The following is a 23215-nucleotide window of genomic DNA, read 5'->3' as shown; positions in this document are numbered from 1 at the left end:
CCCTTGCTCCCTGTTGCAATAGGAGAACACGCGAAACCTCGCATGCAACTGTGTCAATTTTTGTGCGATGCAAAAGCTGCGTGCGAGTACTCGGCGAGACAACGCGTGCATTGTCTGTTTCCCGGTCGGTTGCAAAATGAAGATATGCAATGCCTGCGAGATCGGCACGCTGGCGCCTAGGAATGTTGCAAACTGAAAACATAAGAGGCGTTGAACGTCGAAGTGTCGCGAGCATGCGTCGCAAAACCGACACAAGTCGTCACGCGACTCATTGTTCCCCGCTTGCGAAAAATTATCAGTGCGATATGTGCGGCATCCTGCATGCGAAGAGATCGACGTCTTCGCGGTCGGCTTGATCGCAACAGCGCCGAATTTCGCGCACACTTTCCACGCAAATACTCGCAATCATCACGACCGAATTGATTTGCGCGCCGACGCATGTCGATCTCAGGCAAAAAGTGGCGTGATCTTGGCGCTCGCATGTCCGAATGATCTGCGAGCGTTGAAATTATCGTCGACCCTCATGCGTCGAATGCGAGTCCGCGATCGCAGAGATTGAACACGCGCAAGACCTGATACACACTGCTGCGGTGCAATAGCTACGGAATGTTGATGTGACGGAGATGGTTCATCGTGAGAAGGCGCATGTCCTGCCGCTCGATAGCATTCGGGGGATCGCCGCGACGTCGGTGGTGATTCACCATCTCCTGCTGATGCCGACTTTCCTCGCGGCGTTCCCGCACAATGCGTGGATCAATTGCTCGTTCTTCAGAAGCTCCTGGCTGCTGGTCGACTTGTTCTTCGTTCTCAGCGGGATCGTCATGTCGCTCAGCTACGTCGAGAGCGACTTCGGGCGCTTCTCGCTGCGCGAGTTCATGGTGCGGCGCCTGGCGCGGGTCTATCCGCTGCACATCGTCATGCTGATGGCAAATCTTCTGTTTCGCCTCCTGCGGATCGGTCTGGTCATGGCCGGTGTCGTGGTGGCCGCGCCGGCGGCGTTCGAAGTGAACAATGTCTATTCCTTCGGTCTCAACGTCCTGCTGCTGCATTCGATGGGATTCATCGACTATCTCAGCTGGAATGCGCCGAGCTGGAGCATCAGCGTCGAGTTCTACACATATCTGGTATTTGGCCTGATCGTGCTGCTGGCCCAGCGCATGCGTTCCCTGTTGTGGTTCTACGTTCTCTGCGGGCTGCTCGCGGTGGGAAGTCTGGTCGTCATCATTTTCGTGCTCGACAAGAGGAGCCTCGGGCTTCAGACCGACTTCGGCATCCTGCGCTGCTTCGTGAGCTTCTTTCTCGGCGTGCTGACGGTCAGGATCGTCGATCGCCTGCCGGCCAAGCCGGGCCCTGCCGCGCAGGGCGTACTGCAGTTCGCCGCCATGATCGCCAGCATCGTTCTGGTGTCCCTGGCGGAGACCAATCCCGCGGCAACCTTCCTCGCGCCGGTGACGTTCGCGATCTTCCTCGGCAGCTTGCTGGCCTTTCCAGATGCGCTGCTGGTGCCGCGGATGCTGGTGGCGGGGCCGCTGGTCTGGCTCGGGAAACGTTCCTACTCCATCTACATGGTGCACGCGCTCGTGGTGCTGCTCGCTGAATATTTCGTGCGGGCAGTGGGGGCGGGGCGGATCGCCGCCCTGGATTCGGTCTGGGCAGGCCTGCCGGCGACGCTGAATCTCGTCGTTTCGCTGGCCGCCGTGCTAGCGGTCTCGCACTTCACTTATCTCTACATCGAAATTCCCGGCGGCAAGTTCATGCGAAATGTGCTGGGAAGCCGTCGGGATTTCGCGCCATCCCCCGCGCCGTCGGCGCGGCTGACGAACTGAGTCGGGCATGAGCATCCTCGCAATGCAACGGCCGCGTCTGATCCTGATCAGCCTCAGCATCGAGGCGATCGCGCTCGGGGTCTATCTGGTCCGCGACGCCTTTGGCGGCGTGATCCGCTATTATACCAGCATCTATCACATGGATGCGCTCTGGTATCTGCCCGATGCGGTCGCGCTTGCGTGCCTGATCCAGTTCATCGTGCATTGCATCCTGCGCAATCGCAGCACCCTGGCCCTGTTGGTGTTGGTCCAGATCATGCTGTCGCTCGTGCTTGGCTATTTCATGATGGGAACGGCAAACGCGGCGATCTCGTCCTTCAAGATGATGCTGCCGGTGTTCGTCGGCTTCTGCTTCTGTGATTCGAGTCTCGGCTCGTACAAAAAGCTGCTGTCGGTCATCGCCGTGACCTTCTACCTCTCGGTCATCGGGGTGCTGCTGACGAAGTTCTACCTCATGCCCTGGGTCGGGTATAAATACGAGTCCTTCGGCGCAGTTCGAGAGGCGGGCCGGCTGTGGTGGGCCTATGGCGGCGACGACCAGCGCCTCATGGGTTTTGCGGCCGACAACACCATGGCCGCCTTCTTCATTCTCGTGTCGTTTGCGATCACCTCGATTCGCAAGAGCACGACGTGGTGCCTTCTGTTCGGCTCGCTCGCGGTCTATGTCATCAAGCTGACCACGAGCAAGACGACGATGATCGTCCTCGTGCTCTATCTGCTCCTGCTCGTGTTCGTGCGTATGCTGCCGGAGAAGTCGCGCTTTCCCGCAATCAGGGGCATTGCGCAATGGTCCTTTGCCGCGATCTTCGTTCCGTTCTTCATGATCGTGATCGCTTCCGGCACCGCCGCCGTCCCGCACTCGACCCTGTTCAGCATCGTCGATCGCATCAACAACAGCTGGCAGTTGCCGTTCGTCTACATGAATCAGCTCATGCCGATCGGTCTGGTGACGGGCTGCGGCGCGGGCTGCTTCAACTATCCGCAGAAGCTGTTCTCGCCGCTCGCGCACTTCTGGGTGCCCGTCGACAATTTCTACATCGGGACCTACCTGATGTTCGGTCTGCCGTTCGTGGCGTTCATGGTGATGGTATTCAGGGCGACATTCGGCGCGACCGACGTGTACAAGCTGACGCTGATCTTCGTCGTCAACCTGTTCACGATCACGGTGTTGAACTACGGCCCGGCGTCCGGCCTCCTGATCATCGCATTGAGCTTCAGCGACGTGTTTTCGCGCCGCGCGGCCTCTGCACGGGCGGGCGACGCCGTGCCGATTGTCATGCGGCCGCCGATGCCGTCATTGGAAGGCTTCCGCCCGGACGTGCCGGCGGCGAGCGGAAGCAGGTGAGAACGAATAATGCATAAACGGCTCGCATTCATCGACACGCTGCGCGGCATTGCCGTGTTGTCGGTCCTGGTCCAGCATGTGTTCGAGGTGATCGTCGAGAAGCACCCGACGGGCGCCTATTACTGGCCCATCCACGATTTGTTCGGCTACTACATGAACTTTGGCCGGTTCGGCGTGGTGCTGTTCTTCTTCGTCAGCGGCTTCGTCATTCCGTTCAGCTTCCCGGACAGCGCCACGCCCGTGCGGGATTTTTCGATCAGCCGCTTCTTCCGGCTCTACCCGGCCTACTGGACCTCGCTCGTGGTCGGGCTCGTGACGATGCAGCTGCTGGATTCGAAGATCTATCCGCTCGGACAGATCGCCGCGAACGTGACGATGTTGCAGACCTTCGTGAACGTCCCGAATCTCTGGGTGTTCTATTGGACGCTGGCGATCGAGCTGTTGTTCTATGTCGGATGCACCATTCTGTTTGCGATGGGGCTGCTGAATCGGCGCTTCACGGCGGTGACGATCGTCGTTGCGGCCGCGCTGGTCGGCACCACCGCCGCGCTCCTGGTGGAGAACAGGGCGGTTTCCTCGGTGATGGAGGTCGGGCTGAACCTGTCGGCGATGTTCCTGGGCAAGATCATCCGCGACACCGTCATCGGCGGAAAGCTGCGATGGTCCCACGTGGCGGTCTGCACGCTCTTGTATGCGATCTTCGCCATCACCCTGGCCGACCGGCGGTTCGGAGGCGTTTACCACGAGAACTTCTTCTACAGCTATTCGATCGCATCGGCCTATGTCTGCGCGGCGATCGTCTTCATCGGCTTTGCCGTGTTCGGTGAGAGAATGGCGTGGCGCCCGATGGCGTTCGTCGGCGTGATCAGCTATTCGGTCTACCTGATGTCGCCGTTCGTGCTCGTCTTCATCCACCGCCTCGTCTGGTTCGGCGACGGGCCGCTCGGATGGTCGATCTTCATGGCCCTGATCCTGGCGTTGTCGATCCTTGTCAGCTGGATGACGTTTACATTCGTCGAGAAGCCCAGCATCGCCTTCGGACAAAGGTTCCGTTCGGCACGGAGAAAGAAGGTCGTTCTCGAGCCCGCCCTCAGTACTCAGGGTGCTGCAGAGTGAGTGGCGCGCTGCACCAGCCGGGCGCCGCCTACGACGGATCGTTCGTTCCCTCGGTCCAGGGGCTTCGGGGAATTGCGGCGCTGAGCGTGCTGATGGATCATTTCTACGACATGCCAAAGGGAGGCATGTACGACATCCCGGATCCCGGCTTCCTGCCGCCGCTCTGGCTCTGGCTGCAATCGGTGATCAATGTCGGCGGGCATGGCGTCGAGCTGTTCTTCATGATCAGCGGCTTCCTGATTCCGGCGAGCCTGGTGCGGCACGGCTCGCTGCCGCGGTTCTTCTTCGACCGCGTCCTGCGCATCATGCCGGTGTTCGTCATGCTGCATCTTGCGCTGTTCGCGATAGGTCCGATCGTCGGCTACAAGTTCTTCCGTGGGATCGATCTGACGAGCTATCTCGGGATTTTCGCGGCCAATCTGTTCTTCGTGCAGGACGCGCTTGGCTTGCCCATTGCCCAGCAGAATGCCTGGACACTGACCTATGAGTGGGCGTTCTACATCTGGTTTGCGTTGACATTCTCGATGTGGCGCGGCGGGGGCAAGCTGCTGGCGGCGCCCCTGATCCTGCTGGGTCTGGCCTGCCTGATGCACTGGCCGATCACGGCGTTCTTCTGCATCGGCATGCTGTTCAGCGCCACCGGGTTTCGCATCTCCATCCCCGGACGGGTCGGCCTGCTCGCGGGCCTCGCCTGCGGAGCCGCGCTGTATGCGAGCCTCGTGCTGTTTCACCCGTTCGTGGGGCTCCTTCCCGGATTCCTGCTGTTCGGCATGGTGCTTGCCCCGGAATCCGGCCTTGGCAGGGCTCTGAGTGCCCCGGCCCTGCAATATGTCGGCAAGATCAGCTACAGCCTCTATCTCGTGCATCCCTTTGTGCTCTTTCCGTTGCAGGTGATCGGCCTGAAGCTGGTCGCCGCCGGCGTCGACCGCTGGCTGCTGTGGGCCGCCTTCATCGTGCTCGGGCTGGTGATGTCATTGGTCGCAAGCGCGATCAGTTATGAGCTGATCGAGGTCAGGCTCAGGCGCCTGCTGGACGGCGCGATCCGCGGCACGTTCTTTCGACCGCTGAAGGTCGGGCAATCGGTTTGAGCGGCCGCGTCTCTGTCGCGGTCAGCTCACGGTACGGCCGGCGAGCTTGTGATAGGACCCCAGCAGCTGTTCGGCGATGTGGTCCCAGTTCAAAATGCCGGCCGCGGTCTGCCGCGCGCCATCCGTCAATGTCGCGGCGAGCGGCTTGGAGGTCAGCACGCGTTCGAGTGCATCGGCCAGTGCAGTGGCATCCCCTGGAGGAACCAGCAGCCCGTTAACTCCGTCGGTGACGACATCGGGAATGCCGCCGGTGGCGCTGGCAACGACGGGACGAGCATTGCCGTAAGCGGAGGCAAGCACGCCGCTCTGTGTTGCATCCTTGTAGGGCAAGGCGACCACGGTGGCGGATTGAAACAGCTGTCCGGTGTCCGCAGGCGAAATGTAGGCGTTGATGGTCTTGACCGTCGGCATCGCTTCCATCCGCGCGCCGAGCCGTGTCATCTCGGGGCCGCGCCCGGCGACGATCGCCTCATGCGCCACACCGCGCCGGGCCAACATGTCGATCGCGTCGATGAAGACGTCGAGGCCCTTGTAGGCCCACATTCGTCCAAAAAACAGGATGCGTGCGGCTTCGGGCGCGGTGACCGCATCTCGGTTCGGTGGAACCATGAGCACGCCGTGCATGCTGGAGACCGTTCCGCCCTTGAAGTCTGGCGAGGCGCGACGAAAATCGGCAATACAGCTCTCGCCATGCGTCGTGACGATCGACGCGGCGGCACGCATGTGCCCGCGCCAACCGTCTTCACGTGGCGAGGTGCCGGAGCCGCCTTCCGAATGCGGGATAGCATCGTGAACGGTCAGCACCAGGGGAATGCCGAGTGGACGAAGGAACTGGATCAACTTGGACGTATAGATCTCCGGAACTTCGTGACAATGAACGACGTCCGGACGAAACGAAATTATGTCGAGAAAAGAAGCCGGGATACCGATCACGCCGCCGCGGCGCAGGCTCAAATCGCGAATTCGGGTCTCGAAGGAAGCCGCCACGGCGATGTCGGCAAGTTCCCATTGCTGGTTGGCGTCCTTGCGGTTGAGCACGAGCCTGACGTCGCAATGGTGAGCCAATCCCGAAGCGAGCCGATAGGAATATTCCGCAAAATGCGGGGCGTAGATCGCCACGCGCAAGCGCCTGGAATTGGGAAAAGAACGCGGGGCCGGCGAATTCATCAAGGCATCCATTTTGCATCACATCGCAGAGAGCGATGGGAGTGTAGTCCACGATTTGAACTCACTTCCACTCTAAATCGGAATCGTGATGGCGCTCATCTGATTGCCATCACTCCGTCGTATTGTAGCGAGCAATCAGTCGCCGTTGTGAGCGGCGACAAGCGGTGGCGTGTCCTCATCATTGCCGCGTCGTCTGGATCGGAATTGGGTCGAATTCTTGATGAACGTCACTCGAGGCAGGCAACATCAGGTCGTGGTGGCGCTGTTCTGGTCGCTCGCGCAGAATTGGGGCGGCCGCGCATTGTCGTTCGTGCTGTTCCTGGTGCTGGCACGGCTGCTCGATCCCGCCGATTTCGGTCTTGCGGCGCTGGTCGCCTTTATCCTGCTGCTTTTGAGCTCCATCGCGGAATTCGGCTTCGGTGATGCGTTGATCCAGCGGCGGACGCTCGAGCCCGCCGATGTGACGCTGCCGTTCTTCTGCTCGTTTGCCGCCTCAGCGCTCCTGGCCGTTCTGATCGCATTGCTCGCGACACATATCGAGCATTGGTTCGACGTGAAGGGGCTGGCGCCGCTGCTGACGGCCGCCAGTCTCTCGCTTCCGATCGGCACCGCGACGCTGTTCCAGGAGGCGCTCTACAAGCGCCAGATGGATTTTCGGGTGCTCGCGGTCAGGACCATGGTGGCGACAGCCATCTCCGGCGTCGTGGGGATCGCCTGTGCCTATGCAGGGTTCGGCGCCCTCAGCCTGGTGATCCAGGTGGTCGTTCAGAGCGCGATCAGCGGCTTGTGGCTCTGGAGCCAGCCGCGATGGTTGCCGATGCGCGGCTACGATCTGAAGAGCTTTCGCGAGCTCTCCGGCTACAGCATCCACGTCATGCTGAACAGGCTGCTGGACTTCGCCATCGTTCGGACGATCGACATGATCATCCTGTCGCTCTATGGCGTCGCCGCGCTTGGCATTTATACGGTCGGGGCGAGGGTCTATATCATCCTGATGCAGTTGCTCACGCAGGCGGTCATGGACGTGGCGCTGAGCGCCTTGTCCAAAATCGCGCACGAGCGGGATCGCATCGCAGGTGCATATTTGCGCAGCGTCAGTCTCGGCGCACTGATCGGATCTCCGGTCTTCGTGCTCCTCGCGGCGATCGCGCCGGAGTTCTCGCTGCTGCTGTTCGGTGCGAAGTGGGGTGGCAGCGAGGCGGTGATGCGGCCGCTGATGCTGATTGGCGCGGTCCAGACGGTGCAGTTCGTCAACAGCGCCTATTTTGGTGCTCTGGGCAAGCCGAACTACGTCTTTCTGCTCAACATCCTCAAATTCTGTACGGTCGTGCCGGCAATGTTCCTGCTTCCCTCGCGCGACATTGGTCAGCTGGCCACGATCTTCGCGTTCTCGCAGCTCGTGGTGACCCCCGTCACGTTTACGCTGGCGCTCCGGCTGCTCGGCTTGAGCTGGAGCCAGTTTCTGCGCCCCATTGCGGGATGCCTTTGCGCCATCGCTCTGGCCTACGGCGCAGTCGTGCTGTGCCGGGAGGCGACGCCGGGCATGAATCCCTATTTGCGGATTGGACTGCTGTCGTCCTGTTTTGGCGCGACTTATCTGACGGGCATTTTGCTGTTCTGGCGGAAGCAGCTCCTTTCCCTGATTGATTTCGTCGTGAAGCGCGGTGCGACCGCTTGATGAAGACGAGGAGGATGTCGTGAAGCAACTGATCCCGGTGCCCGTACGCAGGCAGCTCCGAGGCTGGCTCAACAGCGCGAAGAATACGCCGTTGGCGCTCGACCTGCTCGAGCTGCGCAGATGGCAGATCGCCAGGAGGGACGTCGGCGTCAACGCCGCGCCGCGCAACACTCCGCGCCGGCTCGTCGTGCTCCCCTCCGATCCCTGGAGCGTTCGTCAATCGCGCGGCGATGAGGCGATGATCGAAGCGGCCACTGGGGAGGTGAAGAAGACCTATCCGAACCTTGAGGTCTACATTGTCACCGCGACGCCAACGGCCAGCGCGGACGTGCGCGCGATGGGTTTCAAGCCCCTCGAACTCTGGAGACAGCCGTTCTCATACGAGACGGTCGCGCAGGAGCTGTCGCTCACCAGGCCGGATTTCGGGCTGGTTCTGGGCGCCGACGTGCTCGATGGCTACTATTCGCCGGTGGATGCCGCGCGCATGCTGCTCGTGGCCGATCTGATGGCTGCGTTCGGCGCCAAGGTCAGCGTGCTCGGCTTCAGTTTCAACTCCCGCCCGGCGAAGGCGTTACGCGAGGTGTTCCGGCTGCTGGACCCGGGCGTGGTGCTGAATCTGCGCGATACAATATCTCTTCAGCGTTTCGACGATTTCGCGCGGAAACGTGCCCATTTGGTCGCCGACGCGGCGTTCATGCTGACCCCGCGGGCGGATACGGCCGCAGTGAAGCAGATCGCGGCCACGATCGCGCGACAGCGCGAACAGGGTCGCAAGGTCTTCGTCTTCAACATTCATCCGATGTTGTTCAGGAAGCCGGAGCCGGCCAAGCTGCGGCAAATGATAGAGCTCGCCGCCGGCGCCATGGAGCGGCTGTCTCGCGAGCACAATGCAAGCTGGTTATTGCTCGCTCATGACTACCGCCCCGAGATCGCCGACGACAATTGCCTTCGGCCGCTGGCCGACCGCCTGAAGCCCACGCTCGGCGATCACGTGCATCATGTCGATCAGGCGCTGTCGGCGGGCGAGATCAAGGCCGTTGTCGGTCTGGTCGACGGTGTGATCACCGGCCGCATGCATCTGGCGATCGCGGCGCTGGGGCAGGGAACGCCCGTCGCGGCGATTACCTATCAGGACAAGTTCCAGGGCCTGTTCGCGCACTTTGGCGTCAGCGAATCGTTGTTGCTGTCGCCGGCCCAGTTCCTGGTCGACGACAGCTTTGAGAAGTTTGTGCTGCAGTTCCTTGGCGCACACGAAGCCGTCGGTGAGAAGGTACGACAGATGCTGCCGGATGTCATGGAGCTGTCCCGCGCCAACATCGCACCGTTATTGGGAGAGAGCGCGATGCGGACGGTGCAGCAGGCCGGCGGCAAGGTCGCCTGAACGCCCTCGCATCGCCGGCAGGCGTCAGTTGACCGCCCGCTCGGTGTTGTCAAAGCGCACGGAGGTGTCGGCTGCGGCCGGCTTGCGCGAGGACGTGGCACCAATGTCGGCCCAGCGGTTGATGAAGCGCCGCGCCGGATTTTCGAAATAGGCGTAGGTGCGGTCCGCGGCGATGGTCAGGACCACGCAGCACGCCAGAGCGAACAGGCCGAACTGATCAGGACGCAGTCCGAGCCAAATCCACAGCGGCTTGAACACGGCAATGAGAATGGCATCGTGCAGCATGTAGATCGCATATGAGGTGTTGCCGAGCCGTCCGAGCAGGCGGGCGCCCGGAAACTCCTTGAAGGCGCTCTCGCCGACCGCTGTGAGCAGGATGGCGCATGAGAACAGCAGGATGGCGAGGTCCGGCTTGGCGAAGACGTTGAGGACGAGCACGGAGAGGCCGAACATGCCGATGCCGGCGAAGATCATCCGCTTGTGCCGGTAGGGATGGGACATCCGGAATAGAATGGCGAGCAGGATACCGTTCAAAAAGCTCGGCAGCGCGCGGAGCATCCCGTAGTCGAAATTGGCGCCATACATCTGCGACCGTTCCTGCCAGATCGGCAAATGGCCGTGAGCAAGGACCAGATAGAGCGCGGCCACGATCGCGCCGAGCACGAACGGTTGCACCTTGCGTGCAAGCAGCATCAGCAGCGGAAAGATCAGATAGCAGAAGAACTCCGCGCTGATCGACCAGGACGGCGAGTTGAAGCTGAGATGGTCGGTGACGCCCCAGGCCTGGAGCAGCAGAAGATTGTACAGGAAGTCCAGCGAGGTCGAGCGGGCCGTGCGCTCCAGGCCGACGCCGATGAGCACCACGAAGATGAGCAAGCTCAACAGATGCAGCGGATAGATCCGCGCGATGCGACGGATCATGAACCGGGAATAGGCCGCCACGCCACGTGCGTCGGACGGGTAGGAATAGGAGATCACGAAGCCGGACAGGATGAAGAACATGTCCACGAACAGGCCGTAGGATCCGTTCCAGGTCGGCGAAATGCCCGTGTCGATCAGCTTCAGGTGAAAGATGAAGACCCCGAGCGCAGCGACGAAGCGGTAGAAGTCGAGAACGACAAAACGTCTTGCTTCACTGGCTTCCATCGGGCCTCAGAGTCCTTGCGCGGTTTCGTCTCGCTTCTAGAGACGAATTGTGACGCAAGTTCGCTGGATGGAGCGGGGAAGGTGGCGTGATCGCGGATCGGTCGGCCTCGAGTTCCTCGAAACCATCTTGCCGGGGAAGTGAACGTCTTCATCGTCCCAACTCTGCCTTCTGATGAGGCAGACGCCTAACGAGCGGGCCGGGACCTTGGCTGGTCCCGGCCCGTGTCAACGTTGATGCGGACTTGTCGTCAGCTCGCCTTGCTCAGACGAACAAGAAATCGTGGCTCGTCAGGCTGCTGACATACACGTTCTTCAGCAGGATCGAATCATTGGCCGAGAACGTGATGAGCGCATTCGTCCCGGATTGCGTGATCTGCAGGTGACTGTAGTCCGCGGCCAGGAGCTTCGAGATCTGGACGACGTCGTGGGTTGTGCCGTCACCAGCCTGGAAGTTGAGGATCTGGTCCTGGCCGTGATCGTAGGCAACCGTGGTCGAGTTTGGCGCGGCCGAGAACACGTCATTGCCGGCCCCGCCCTGGATCGTCACGCCGCCGGCGACGGCTGTGACATTGTGGGTGCCGTCGGCCTTGGTTTGATCGAAGAATTGCAGCGCGCTGGCGGAGTTGTAGTTCTCGTGCTGCGTCGTACCGGTCTGTCCGTTGAAGTTGAACAGGAAGACGTCCTTCGAGCCGTCAACGTTGTTGGCGATCTCCTGGGTCTTGGTCCCGGAGCTGTTATAGATGTCGGTCAGCTTGCTGCCGTCGTCATGGATGACCTGGGTATAGTCCAGGGTGCCGTCGGCGTGGGTCCGGGTGAGCTCGACCAACTTGCCCGAGGCATCGAGGTGCTGATGCTGGGTGGTGTAGGACTGCCCGGTGATGTTGTAATTCCAGTTGTCGGATGTGCCATCGGCGTTCTTGATGTAGGCAGCGCTCTTCACGCCGCCGGTATAGACGGTCGTGGAGCTGTAACCATCGCTCTTGGTTGTCACTTCGCTGGTGATGACGCCGTTGGCATCGTACCAGTCGGAGGTCTTGGTGCCGTCGGCGCTCTGCACCAGCGTGAAGGCCAGGCTGTCGTCGGCATGGGTGCGCACGATGTTGGTGAGGAAGCCGGTCGAATCGTAGCTGTCGTGCTCGTTCGTGTAGTTCTGGCCGACGACGTTGAACTGGAAGACGTCCTTCGACCCGTCGGCGTGGTAGTCGGTTTCGGTCTTCTTGACACCTGATGCATCGTAGTTGGTCACCACGCTGCTGCCGTCGCTGTTGACGATCTGGGTGTAGTCGAGCGAGTTGTCGGCATGCCAGCGGGTCACCTCGGTGGTCTGGCCGGATGGATCGAGGTGCTGGTACTGCGTGGTATAGCTCTGCCCGGTGATGTTGTAGCTGTAGTTGTCGTGACTCATGTCCGCGTTGGTGATGTACGCCGCGGTCTTCACGCCATTGGCGTACACCGTGGTCGAGCTGTAACCGCTCGGCTTCTGGACCACCTCGCTGGTCAGCACGCCGCTGGCGTCGTACCAGTCCGTGGTCTTGGCCCCATCGGCGCTCTGCACCAGCTTGAACGCCATGCTGCCGTCGGCATGCTTGCGAATCAGCGTGGTGAGGAAGCCGGTCGCGTCGTAGATGTCGTGTTCGGTCGTGTAGGTCTGGCCGGTGATGTTGAAGAGGAAAACGTCCTTGCTGCCGTCGGCGTGATAGTCGGTTTCCTTGGTTCGCGTTCCCGCGGCATCATAATTGGTGACGACGCTGCTGCCGTCGCTGTTGATCACCTGGGTATAGTCGAGCGTGCCGTCGGCATGCTTGCGGGTCACGGCGGTGACCTTGCCCGTGGGATCAACGTGCTGGATCAGCGTGGTGTAGCTCTGGCCGGTGATGCCGTAGGCATAATTATCCTGGCTGCCGTCGGCATTCTTCACATAGGCGTTGGTCTTGACCCCGTTGCTGTAGAGCGTGGTCGAGGAGAAGCCGTCGGCCTTCTGGACCACCTCGCTGGTGAGGCTGCCGGCGGCATTGTACCAATCGGTCGTCTTGGTGCCGTCGGTCGTCTGAGTAAGCTTGAAGGCGAGGCTGCCGTCGCTGTGCAGCCGCGTCAGGCTGGTGAGGAAGCCGGTCGAATTGTAGACGTCGTGCTCGGTCGTGTAGTTCTGGCCTGTGATGTTGTAGGTCCAGACATCCTTGCTGTGATCGGCATGATAGGCGGTCTCGACCAGCTTGACGCCGGTGGCGCTGTAGGTGGTGATCACGCTGCTGCCGTCGGCGTTGTAGACCTGCGTCGAGTCCAGCGAGCCGTCGGCATGGCTGCGGGTCACCGAGGTGACCTTTCCGGATGCATCGAGATGCTGAACCTGGGTCGTGAAGCTCTTACCCGTGATGCCGTAGGTGTAATTGTCCTGCGAGCCGTCGGCATTCTTGACGTAGGCGGCCGTCTTCACGCCGCTCGTGTAGAGCGTGGTGGAGTAATAGCCGTCCGACTTCTGGACGACTTCGCTCAGAAGGGTTCCGGCCGTGTTGTAGGTGTCGGTCGTCCTGGTTGCGTCGGTGCCGACATGAACGAACTTCGTCTTCACGCCGCCGGTGTAGCTGATCAGGTCCTTGGAACCGTCGGTGTAGGCGACGGTGGTCGAGGTCGGCTGTCCGCTTGCATTCAGGCCGGTGTCCGACTTCGACACAAGCGTTCCGCTGGAATTATAGGTCTTCGTGCTGCTCCAGGTCGCAGCCGAGTTCGTCACCGAGAACGAGTAACCGCCCTGGATCTTGGAGAGGGCGCTGCCGTAGTGGGCGATCATGTAGTCCATGGTCGCCTTCGAGGCGACCGGCAGGACGTGCGAATCGGTCAGCGTGATGGTCTGCAGGGCCGTGGAGTCGCTGAGGTCGGACAGTTGCGGCACGATCTCGGCGGCGGTGCCGCTGACAGTGGTCCTTGTGTCCGGCGGAGTCGTGGTGGTCGGAGGCGCGTCGATCTCGATGATCAGCGGGTGATCGCTGACCGGGATCGTGATCGTGCTGACGTCGGTGTAGCTGGCGATCGCCGTGGTCCCTGTCAGCGTGTCGTACACCTTCACCGAATGATGCACGCCGCCCAGGTTCACCGTGACGGTCTCGGTCGGATTGGAAATCTCGGTGTCGTTCGAGTCCTTCCAGAGCTTCGGCTCCGCCCAAACGACGAGCTCGTAAGCGCCGTTGCTCTTGCCGAGCACCATGCTGTTGCCTGTGGCTGGCATGTTGCTCAGGGTGTAGTTCAACGGATCAGTCGGCTGCAGGCCGCCCTTGCCGTCGTCGGCCAGAATGGTCGTCAAATTGTGAATGGCGGTGGCGGCGAGCTTCGGCGTCCCGTCGGAATTGAACAGTCCGAAATTGGCCTCGGGATTGGTATTGCCGGCGGAAGAATCGCGGTCGAACAGCTCGTAGAGATAAGTCGCGCTCACGCCGGCCTTGTAGGCATCGACCAGGGTGTTCAGGATCGATTTGGCCTGCACCGTCTCGTTGACGCCGAGATATTGGGTGTTGGCTTGCGTGGTGTAGCCGGTCTCGGTGATGACGACAGGCTTGCCCGGTGCCGCGGCCATGACGGCGCTCAGCGTTGCCGAAATCGAGCTGCCGGTCGTCAGGCTGGTGCTGACATAGGCGTGGGCGTTGGCGTAGTCGACCGAGCCCGACATGTCGCCGAGCTGGCTGTAGCCTTGCGGATCGTTGTAGGCCAGTGACAGATTGTAGACGGGGATGCTCCCGAGCGCGGCGTTGGCGTTCACGGCCTGATAGAGCGCGCTCTGGAACTGAGCTGCGGCGGTAAGGCTCGAGCTGCCGTTGTAGCTGAAGGGCTGGTGATTGGCCTCGTTGAGCCCTTCGATGGCGCTGATGCTGCCCGGGTGGCTCGTCACGAACTTCTGGAGCGAGGCGATGTAGTTCTGCAGCCCGGTTGTGCCGGTCTGGGGCAGCGCGGATGACACCAGGAAGTCGAACTTGTAGCCGGCAGCGGCCAGACCGTCGACGACGGGTTGCGCGGCCGGGCTGGTCCCCATGGCGTCGCGGAGATGGGTGACGCCGAGATACTCGAGGTCATCGACCATCAGCGCGAGATTGTTGTAGCCGGTCCAGCCGAAGCCGGCGTGCGTGTTGACGCCGATAGAGTCGATGAAGCCGCTGGCGGATAGGATGGTTTGATCGGACATTTCACACTCGAGTTTCAGCGCGAACGAAATTGCTCGCAGGGATTGCGTTCAAGCTTCTCTGTCGAGTGTGAATTTCAGATAAAAATGGAAGCTACAAATCGCGAGCGAAACGAGGTTCCTTGTGCAGGAACAGACTTGCTCTGTGTTGCAGCAGAATATTCATGCGATGCCCGGGCAGCATGGCGTGAGGAAGGCGCTTTCAAGATTTTCGTGATTTGCACTGCTGAATGTATGCGCAGATCGCGCGAATTGGATTTTATATGACAGATTTTGAAAGAGCGGTTGGCGCGCGCGCGGCGCGCGAGGTCGGCAAGGAGCAGCAAGACATTTTCTCGCTGGCCGTGGATCAAAGCATCTTCGTCTCATTCCTTCGCGCTACTCGCGCCTTCCTGCACGGGAAGTTCGCAGATGCCGCTTCCATGGGCGGTTAAACCAATCGATTTACTCGCAATGGTTGTGGCTGCTCAGGGATGGTGCAGCTTTCGCCGCGGAAACCGCTGATGAAGACCCGGTTCCGTATCGGAACCAGATCTGCTTCGCACACCGCTGATGCAGCCAATCAGCTGCGCCGGGCCAGCATCAGAAAGTCTCCGCGCCATCCGATGACCGCCGTTGCCATCGCGGCGACCGCGATCTTGCCGGCCAGCCATGCCGCGGGCTCCGTCGGTATCGAACCGAGCGATCCGATCAGGATTGCGGCCACGACCGCCTGCATGACCAACGGCCAGCGCGGGAACGCCTCGAACCGCAGCGTGGGACCGAGTGCGACCAGGATCGTCGCGAGCGTGGCGACCGCAGCGCAGCCGACCGCCCCCCGCGGCGACAGGCCGGCCGATACCGCGACCAGGGAGAGGGACACAACGATGGCGAGCTGGCAGGCCGCGACGACGACGAGCCTGGTCGCCAGCTTCTCGAGGTGGGGAACGACCGCGATCGTCGCCTGCAGATGGGTGTGCAGGAAATAGAAGGCGGCGACCGTTGGTGCCGTCTCGAGAAAGCCATCCAGGCTCGCCTGCGGCACCAGGATACGGGCGGCATCTGGAATGAATCCAATCAGACCACCGAGCAGCACGAGGGTCGTGCAGATCATGAATTCGAACATCCGCCGCGCCGACTGCACTGACTTTGCGCTGCCTCCGTGTTCGAAGTCGTTGACCACTTCCGGATAGCTCACGGTGTGGATCGCCGCATTGAGAACCCAGAAGGGACGTTGCAGGAGGTCGAGCGCAATCGAAAATCCAGCCCCGGCCCCGGTCGCACCCAGCTGGCCGACGACGATGACACGGAGCAGCACCGGCACCGACAGATGGATGACGGACGCGCCTGCCGCGAGCATGCCGTAGCGGGAGAACTCCTTCCAGTCGGCCAGCATCGTTTGCGGCGACACGCGCTCCATCGGCGTGCGATAGGCGACAAGGCCGGCGAGGAGGCCGAGGGCGTGACCCAAGGCAATGCCGAGCAGCGCCGCTTCGGCCGTCCCCGAGATCATCGCGCCCGCGGCGGCTCCAATCAGAAGGGCGGTGGCACGCAGCGCGAGCAGAAAGGATGCGATGCCCAGCCGGTCGGACAGGCGGACCGACAGGAAGTAAAGATCCGTCAAGCCCTGGAGCACGGATATGCCGAGACCCAACGCGACGATCCCGGTCGGGAGCACGCTGGCCACAGACGCGCAGCTCCCGACCACGACGAGCGCGGCTGCGCTCGACAGGCCGGCGGCAAATAGCGACCACCTCAGCCGCGCCGCCTCGTTTTCCTTGGCTGCCGCCAGAAACCGCAGTCCGGCCAGCTGCAGCCACTCGAACATCAGGACGCAGAGCAATTGGCTCGAGGCCAGCGCGAGGGAAAAGTTGGTGTAGTCGGCGGCGGGCAACAGATGGCTGATCGCGAAGATCAGGATGATCGCCGCGGCGCTCTGATAGACGTAGCCCGCCATCGCGAGGAGGCGTGTCATCGCGGAATGAGGCGCTCCTTGCCGACGATCGATGGCCCCTGCGACGCTTCGGCCGTTGCTGCGCGCACGTGCGACATCCGCTGCTCGCGCAATTGTTCATACAGGTTCTTGTATGAAGACAGCACGTCGGAGAATATCCATTTGTTGGTATCTGCGATCAGGCGCCGGCTGATCTCGTCGATCTTGTGCGGATCGGCTGCGACCGCGAGCATGCTCCTGGCCAGGGATTGCGGATCGGCTTCGGTCAGCCAGCCGGTCACGCCGTGCTCGATGACCTCGGGCATGCCGCCAAAGCGCGTGCCGAGCAGCGGCCTGCCCGCAGCCTTGGCATCTGCGACGACGAGCGGACCGGGGTCGTGCCAGATGGAGGGCGCGATCACGACGTCGACCTGCTTGTAGAAATCGTCCGGCACCACGAAGCCCATGAACTCGATTCGCGCATCGGGCGCGAGCGCCCTGAGGCGCCGTTGCTCCTCCTCGCTGACCCGTCCGGCGATCATCATTCGAATCCGATCACGGGGCAGCTGAGCAAGGGCCTGCATCAAATTGTCGATGCCCTTTTCCTCCGTGAGGCGGCCGATGAACCCGAACGTCACTTCCGTGGTGCAGACCGGCCGAGGGTAGGGCTCGCGCGGCGGCTCGGTCGAGGCGTTGCGGATCACGGTGCGGATCGGCGTCTCCGAGAACATGCCCATGTCGGTATGAATGGACAGGACGCGCTCGCTCACGCCGACCACGGCGCTGAGCCAATGCGTGGCGCGCTTGCGATGAAAGCTCAGAATTCCGCAGCTCGTGCAGGTGTGCTCGCAGGATCGCCCATTGTTGAAGCGGGAGCAGCGCGGGCAAGTCAGATAATAGTCGTGAAGCGTATGGAGCACGGGAACGCCGAGCTGGGCGGCAACGCGCCAGATCGCGGTGGTGAGGCCCGACAGATTGTTGGAGTGCAGCACGTCCGGCTTGAAGGCCCGGATGCGCTCCGCGATCAGGGGGGCCTGCATCTGCCAGTCGTCCACCGCGTGCCAGATGCTGCGGAGCGCGACGTTCTTCTGCTCCGTGAAGGGCAGATACACGTTCCGCACCGGAGCGGAGTAGACGTTGATGCCGTCGCAGGTTTCCGGAGCCTGATGAGGCGTGGATGCGGCCCGGATCACTTCCACCTCATCACCGCGCTGCACCAGACCTTCGGCGAAACGACGGGCGAAAATCTCCGCGCCGCCGACGATCTTTGGGGCCTGAGGCGTCGGATAAAGCGTGGACGTCAAAAGAACTTTCATCGCATCAACCTCATATCTGCAAAATCGCGTCTACCGCGCCGGCCTTATCTCCAGGGCGGGAACGGCACTGTCATTGGCTGCAATCAAAACCGGTGTGCTCGAAACCGGGATCCAGACCCCGGACGCAGGCCTTGCCGCCTGGTCGCACGGCATCGCAAAGCTTGCGCCTTGTTGATCGCCCTTGAGCCGGATCTCGTAACGTCGGTCCGGGGCCTCGGACCAGACTGCAACTCTGCCGCCGGAAGCCGTCGATGCATTGATCGACACGACACCGCTAGCGAGTTCGCGGCGCTCGGCACTCAGGCTGGGGCGAATGAAGGCCCAGGCCCCCTGGGCCGCGCAGGCAACCGGCTTTGGCGAATTATCGAAACGATAGAGCCCGAAATTATCCTCCAGCTCCGACGGGTTCTTTCCGCTGTCCTTGAGCTCGTAGAGCCACATGCCCTTGAGCCAGCGTGTCGCGGTCGACGCCCACAGGATGAGCTGAGCCGTATTGTCGGCCTGGGCCTGCTCGCTGACGCCGCACTTGTTGGTGGCCGTGGTCCAGCCCGTCTCGGTGACGTAGATCGGGAAGTCAGGATTTCCGCTGGCCTGGCCGACGAGACGGTGAAACGCCGTGAGCCGGTCGATGATCTCGGCCGACGTGCGTTTGCTCGGGCCCATGCAGAAATTGTAGAGATGGATCGAAGCACCGTCCGCATGCTGAAGAATGCCGGTTCGCAGCATCTTCTCCGTCCATGTCCAGCCCGGATCGTCGCCGAGAGCTCCGACCAGGAAAGGCGCATGCGGTGCAACGCGCTTGACCGCCGGCCGCGCGACTTGCGCGAGCGCCAGATAGTTCTCCGGTGAGAACGCCGGATCCTTCTTCGCCGCCAGATTCCATTCGTTCCAGAGTTCGAAGACCGGATGCTGCGCCACGACCGATTGCGCCGCCGCCGCGGCATAATCGGCGAACCGCTGCCGGGCCTCATCGGTTGTCGGCGGTGAGGAATTCGGAACCAGATGATGGCCGAAGGCGAGGATCAGGAGGGGGCGCGCGACGCCGGATTTGACTTGCGCTTCGAGCCGGCCGAGCCTGGGCGTGAAGCCCATCCGGCGTCCCCCGACCTCGAAATCGGACCAGGGAAAGTCATCGCGGAAGGCGTTGAGGCCGAGCTGCTTGATCTGCGCGACGTTTTCCGAAGGAACGTATCCGCGCGCGCTCACCGGGCCACCCAGCCCCTGATGGGTGCCGACGCCCAGCAGGAATCGGGCATCGAGCGGTTGCGCCTGCTGTGCGCAGACGGAGACCGGCAGAAAAATCGATGCCATGATGCCCGCGAGGCGGAAGCTGCCGCGAACCAAGGTGCGTGAGAATATCATCGGCTAGTTCATGCTCGCGCGTGCTGCGTTCGCGGTGACACCCAGTCCGGTCCATGACATCGCCATCGCGATCTCCTGCATCTGCGAGGGCAAGTGTGAACGTCGAGCCATCAGAAATTCTTGGAGAGGTCCGACTGCAGCCCCGCCTTCGCGTCGATCGGTGTCCGGTCGTCATGGAGCAGCTCGGCATAGACCTGCTGCAATTGCCCATGCGTCTTCTGAACGTCATAAAACTGCTTGAACCGGTCGTAACCGCGCTGTCCGAGCACCTTGAGGTCGAGATCGAGTGCTCGCCGGAAACCGTCGACGAGTGGCTGGACCGCGACGGGCTCGCAAAGCACGCCGGTCACGCCATCGACGACGATCTCGGGCAATGCTCCGCTGCGGAACGCCAGGATGGGTTTGGCCGCGCGCATCGCTTCCAGGGCAACGAGGCCGAAGGCTTCCCATCGTGACGGGATCACGACGAGGTCGGCGGCCTCGAGTTGGGTCTCAATGGTCGGGCGATCGAGCCAGCCCAGCAGGGACACGTTGGACGGGACGCTCGGGCCTTCGTACTTGTTGACGACGGAGGCGCCGATCATGCGGATCTCCAGCACGTCCTCGAGCGAGCGTGCCGCTTCGATCAGGAGATCAAAGCCCTTCTGGCGGTCCAGCCGTCCGATGAACAGGACCTTGACCTTTTCGGACGTCCAGTCGGCCGCGACAGGCTGCGGTGTGCGGCTCTTCGAGATGCCGTTATGGACGAGGGTGAGGCGCTCGGCGGGAATCCCGGCGCGGACGGCTTCGTTGAACTCGTCGCTCGAGATGCAGATGATTCGGTCCGACGTGCGGGCAAGGAGGTTCTCCGCCGCTTTCGTCACGAGATGACTGAGGCGGCCGGTCTCGCGTGAAAACGCCCAGCCGTGCGGGCAATAGACGACGCGCGGACCGTCGGAGCGGGCCGCCAGCGCCGGGCGCAGCACCAGGCCCGCAAACGAGGAATGCAGGTGAACGACATCAGGGCGAAAGGCATCCAGCGCCTGCATGCTTGCGCGCAGCATCTGGAATAGCCCAGAGATGCCGCGACCGGATCGTTCGAACGTCGTAATCTGGTTGTCATTGATCGCCGGAAGATCGCGGCGATGATCCGACGGCACGACGTAGTGCACGTTCCCGGTGCCGAAGCTCGCCTGTTGCTGTGGGTGCAACTCGTTCAGGTAGCTGGCAATCCCGCCCCGGATCGTCTCGGCGATGTGCAGCACTTTCATCGTTTGCCTTCCGTAGGGCCGCGTTGGAGAGCCGGACATCCTGTATCCCTGTTCTGAGTTCGCTAGTGTTCGCTAGTGCGAGAGACAGTTCCTCGAATACGTAGCGATATTGGGGCAGCGATGTGGTGATGTTGCGCCAAGCTCTTTGTGCGCGTGATTGTCATGGGAAGAACGAAAACTTTTCGTGGAACCATGCGCAGGTGTGCGAGTTGCAGCCAGTTGCAAATTGTTTGTGCGAAAACCGATGCGCGGGATAAGCGAAGTGCATCGAACTTCAAGCAGCGCTGGCAACGTTTGCCGATGGTGCGAGATGATCGAGCAACGACTTCGCCGACTTTTGCCACGAAAAGAACGCAACGCGTTCCTGCTGCCGCCGCCGTTCCTGATCGGAGATGGCGCCGATTGCCAATCTTTCGAGCATCAGCTGCTTCAACGATTCGGCATCATTGGCGTCAAAATACGCAGCGGCGTCGGCACACGTCTCCACGACCGCATCGGCCGTCGAGGCAATGACTGGGCAACCGAAGATCATGGCTTCGAGTGGCGGCACGCCGAAGCCCTCGTACAGCGAGGGAAACACGAATGCCGATGCATGCGCGTAGAGAGCGGCGATCTCGCCGTCCGTCAGACGCCCGGCGAGCAGCAGGCCGGAAACCCCGTCGCCCGAATTGTCTTGAAAGACCTTGCTATTATCCCCTCCGACGATGACCAGGGGAACGTCGGCTCGATCGAGCAGCTGGACAGCGCGGATCGCGATGGAGAGATTCTTGTTCTTGGTCTTTGAGCCCACGAAGAGGAAGAACTTTTGCGGCTGAACGCCGAGCCGGGCAATGATGTCGGGATCCGGCTTCGTCCTGGCAAAGTGTTCGGCGCTATTGGGGAAAACCGGGATCGCCGTTGCTGACAGATTCAGCACCTCGGCAAGCTCTTTGCGCGAAAAGGCCGATACGGTTGCGATGCTTGCGTGCCGGGCGAGCAGCCGGCCCATGGTTCGGTGAACTGCCAGATAGCGCCAGTTGAAGAAGTCGGGCCTGCGAAAGACCTGTGCGTCATGGATCACCACAATGTGGTCGCGATGGAACACGGGGCCGGAATTGGCGAGACTGATCAAGCGGCCACCCGCAGCGGCGCGCGCCAGGTCGATTTGATCCCAGGCGTGCCCGCGCAAGCGGCCGACGGCGCGAATCTTGATTCGCTCCAGCTGGAGCTGCTCGCTTGCATCCACGGGCGTCAGCAACTGCCAGTCTGCGTTCCGCAGCGAGGCGGGAGTTTGCTCCGACGCCAAAAGCACGTCGATCGCCTTGACGATCTCGGCGGCATAACGCTGAACGCCGGTGAGCTTTTGCGACAGAAAACGACCGTTGATGAAGAATTTCAATTGGCTACCATAGTGTTGATCGGAGTCCGGGCCGCCCTGCAGCAAGCTGGCGGGGGACGAACCGCAAAGGAGCAACCGTTAGGTACAGAAATATGACGTAGCCCTGCACGGTGGAGACGTTCCGCCTGCATGGCTGACGTTGCCTTGCTGCGTGTGAGGTCGCGGTGTAGATGTCCGCCATGAGTGACGACACCCACTCCCTCCGCAGCGGGGGGCTCACCGCGACCATCAAGGCGCACGGCGCCGAGCTGTGCTCGTTGAAGGACAATGTCACCGAATTCGTCTGGCAGGCCGGGCCAGAATGGCCGCGCCATGCGCCGCTGCTGTTTCCGATCGTGGGGCGCCTCGCCGGGGACGAATTGCGGCACCGGGGCAAGACATACCGGATGACCCAGCACGGCTTTGCGCGAGACAGCCGCTTTGCATGGGCGGAGCGCGGCGAGAGCCGCTGCACGCTGGTGCTCGAAGACAGCGAGACGACCCGCGCGCTCTATCCGTTCGCGTTCCGTCTGACGGCCGCGTATGTCCTCGATGAGGCCGGCCTCGACCTGACGCTCACGATCGCCAACACCGGCAAGGAGACTTTGCCGGCCTCGATCGGCGGTCATCCCGCCTTCAACTGGCCGCTCCGGCTCGGAAGCGCGAAAGAGGACTACGCGCTGGCTTTTGCGAAGGTGGAATCCTCTCCCGTCCGCCGACTCGATGGCGGGCTGCTGCGCCCGGCAACGGAGCCGAGCCCAGTCAAAGGTGCCGCGCTCCCCCTGTCGGAATCCCTGTTCGTCGATGACGCCGTCATCTTCGACCGAATCGAAAGCGACGCGGTCCGCTATGCCGCGTCCAGCGGCCCCTGGCTCAAAATGTCCTGGCGCGGCTTTCGCGAACTCGGCGTCTGGTCGAAACCGTCGGGCGCGCCGTTCCTCTGCATCGAGCCCTGGCGCGGCTATGCCAGTCCCGCCGGCTTTGACGGCGAATTCGCGGACAAGCCGGGGCTGATGCATATCGCGCCGGGTGCGGAAGAGCGCTTGTCGTTCCGGATCGAGGTCGGATCGTCCTGAAGCCGAAGGGCGAGCCGAGCGTCGGCC

16 protein-coding genes are annotated in these 23215 nt (G+C 61.9%); 8 read left to right on the top strand and 8 right to left on the bottom strand.

The features are described 5' to 3' along the window. The first annotated feature begins 623 nt into the window (after positions 1-623). Genes BM190_RS31945 through BM190_RS31930 form a run of 4 tightly spaced genes read left to right on the top strand, consistent with a single transcriptional unit; the run spans position 624 to position 5375 of the window. On the top strand, positions 624-1826 hold the full coding sequence (locus BM190_RS31945; protein WP_092261615.1) for an acyltransferase family protein: 1203 nt from the start codon (positions 624-626) through the stop codon (positions 1824-1826). 7 nt (positions 1827-1833) lie between these two features. Next, on the top strand, positions 1834-3171 hold the full coding sequence (locus tag BM190_RS31940; RefSeq protein WP_092261614.1) for a hypothetical protein: 1338 nt from the start codon (positions 1834-1836) through the stop codon (positions 3169-3171). A gap of 9 nt (positions 3172-3180) precedes the next feature. After that, positions 3181-4287 (top strand): acyltransferase family protein, encoded by a 1107-nt coding sequence (locus BM190_RS31935; protein ID WP_092261613.1) that lies wholly within the window; start codon positions 3181-3183, stop codon positions 4285-4287. Continuing rightward, the gene (locus BM190_RS31930; RefSeq protein ID WP_092261612.1) at positions 4284-5375 is read left to right on the top strand and encodes an acyltransferase family protein; all 1092 of its coding nucleotides are present in this window, start codon (positions 4284-4286) and stop codon (positions 5373-5375) included. The genes BM190_RS31935 and BM190_RS31930 overlap by 4 nt, the downstream gene beginning before the upstream one ends. A 21-nt stretch (positions 5376-5396) precedes the next feature. Here the strand turns inward: BM190_RS31930 and BM190_RS31925 are convergent, their stop codons facing one another. Further along, the gene (locus BM190_RS31925) at positions 5397-6494 is read right to left on the bottom strand and encodes a glycosyltransferase family 4 protein (RefSeq protein ID WP_244550780.1); all 1098 of its coding nucleotides are present in this window, start codon (positions 6492-6494) and stop codon (positions 5397-5399) included. A gap of 268 nt (positions 6495-6762) precedes the next feature. On the opposite strand from BM190_RS31925, the gene BM190_RS31920 reads away from it, so the two are divergent. Next, the gene (locus BM190_RS31920; RefSeq protein WP_018323201.1) at positions 6763-8220 is read left to right on the top strand and encodes a lipopolysaccharide biosynthesis protein; all 1458 of its coding nucleotides are present in this window, start codon (positions 6763-6765) and stop codon (positions 8218-8220) included. 19 nt (positions 8221-8239) lie between these two features. Then, positions 8240-9601: a polysaccharide pyruvyl transferase family protein gene (locus BM190_RS31915; protein WP_244550779.1), complete on the top strand. Its 1362-nt coding sequence runs from the start codon at positions 8240-8242 to the stop codon at positions 9599-9601. A gap of 24 nt (positions 9602-9625) precedes the next feature. On the opposite strand, the gene BM190_RS31910 is transcribed toward BM190_RS31915, so the two are convergent. Both BM190_RS31910 and BM190_RS31905 read right to left on the bottom strand, forming a co-directional pair. After that, the gene (locus BM190_RS31910) at positions 9626-10747 is read right to left on the bottom strand and encodes an acyltransferase family protein (RefSeq protein ID WP_092261609.1); all 1122 of its coding nucleotides are present in this window, start codon (positions 10745-10747) and stop codon (positions 9626-9628) included. 262 nt (positions 10748-11009) lie between these two features. After that, the gene (locus BM190_RS31905) at positions 11010-14918 is read right to left on the bottom strand and encodes an RHS repeat domain-containing protein (protein ID WP_092261608.1); all 3909 of its coding nucleotides are present in this window, start codon (positions 14916-14918) and stop codon (positions 11010-11012) included. Positions 14919-15145: 227 nt separating this feature from the next. Between BM190_RS31905 and BM190_RS31900 the strand changes: the two genes are divergently transcribed. Continuing rightward, positions 15146-15349 (top strand): hypothetical protein, encoded by a 204-nt coding sequence (locus BM190_RS31900; protein ID WP_092261607.1) that lies wholly within the window; start codon positions 15146-15148, stop codon positions 15347-15349. Between the two features lie 128 nt (positions 15350-15477). On the opposite strand, the gene BM190_RS31895 is transcribed toward BM190_RS31900, so the two are convergent. The 5 genes from BM190_RS31895 to BM190_RS31875 all read right to left on the bottom strand — a co-directional run bounded on the left by BM190_RS31895 (position 15478) and on the right by BM190_RS31875 (position 22133). Next, positions 15478-16869, bottom strand: coding sequence for a hypothetical protein (locus BM190_RS31895; protein WP_092261606.1), 1392 nt, complete (start codon positions 16867-16869; stop codon positions 15478-15480). Continuing rightward, a complete protein-coding gene (locus tag BM190_RS31890; protein WP_018323207.1) occupies positions 16866-18143 on the bottom strand; it encodes a glycosyltransferase family 4 protein in 1278 nt (425 codons plus the stop codon). The genes BM190_RS31895 and BM190_RS31890 overlap by 4 nt, the downstream gene beginning before the upstream one ends. A gap of 30 nt (positions 18144-18173) precedes the next feature. Next, a complete protein-coding gene (locus tag BM190_RS31885; protein WP_244550778.1) occupies positions 18174-19454 on the bottom strand; it encodes a hypothetical protein in 1281 nt (426 codons plus the stop codon). A gap of 161 nt (positions 19455-19615) precedes the next feature. Beyond that, the gene (locus BM190_RS31880) at positions 19616-20755 is read right to left on the bottom strand and encodes a glycosyltransferase (RefSeq protein WP_092261604.1); all 1140 of its coding nucleotides are present in this window, start codon (positions 20753-20755) and stop codon (positions 19616-19618) included. A gap of 274 nt (positions 20756-21029) precedes the next feature. Then, positions 21030-22133: a glycosyltransferase family 4 protein gene (locus BM190_RS31875; protein ID WP_092261630.1), complete on the bottom strand. Its 1104-nt coding sequence runs from the start codon at positions 22131-22133 to the stop codon at positions 21030-21032. A gap of 179 nt (positions 22134-22312) precedes the next feature. On the opposite strand from BM190_RS31875, the gene BM190_RS31870 reads away from it, so the two are divergent. Continuing rightward, positions 22313-23188, top strand: coding sequence for an aldose 1-epimerase family protein (locus BM190_RS31870; protein WP_092261629.1), 876 nt, complete (start codon positions 22313-22315; stop codon positions 23186-23188). Positions 23189-23215: the final 27 nt, after the last annotated feature.

This window comes from Bradyrhizobium sp. Rc3b (assembly GCF_900114915.1).
Taxonomy (GTDB): Bacteria; Pseudomonadota; Alphaproteobacteria; order Rhizobiales; family Xanthobacteraceae; genus Bradyrhizobium.
Note: the sequence above shows the minus strand (reverse complement) of the source record. Positions and strands in the feature narration are given on the sequence as shown.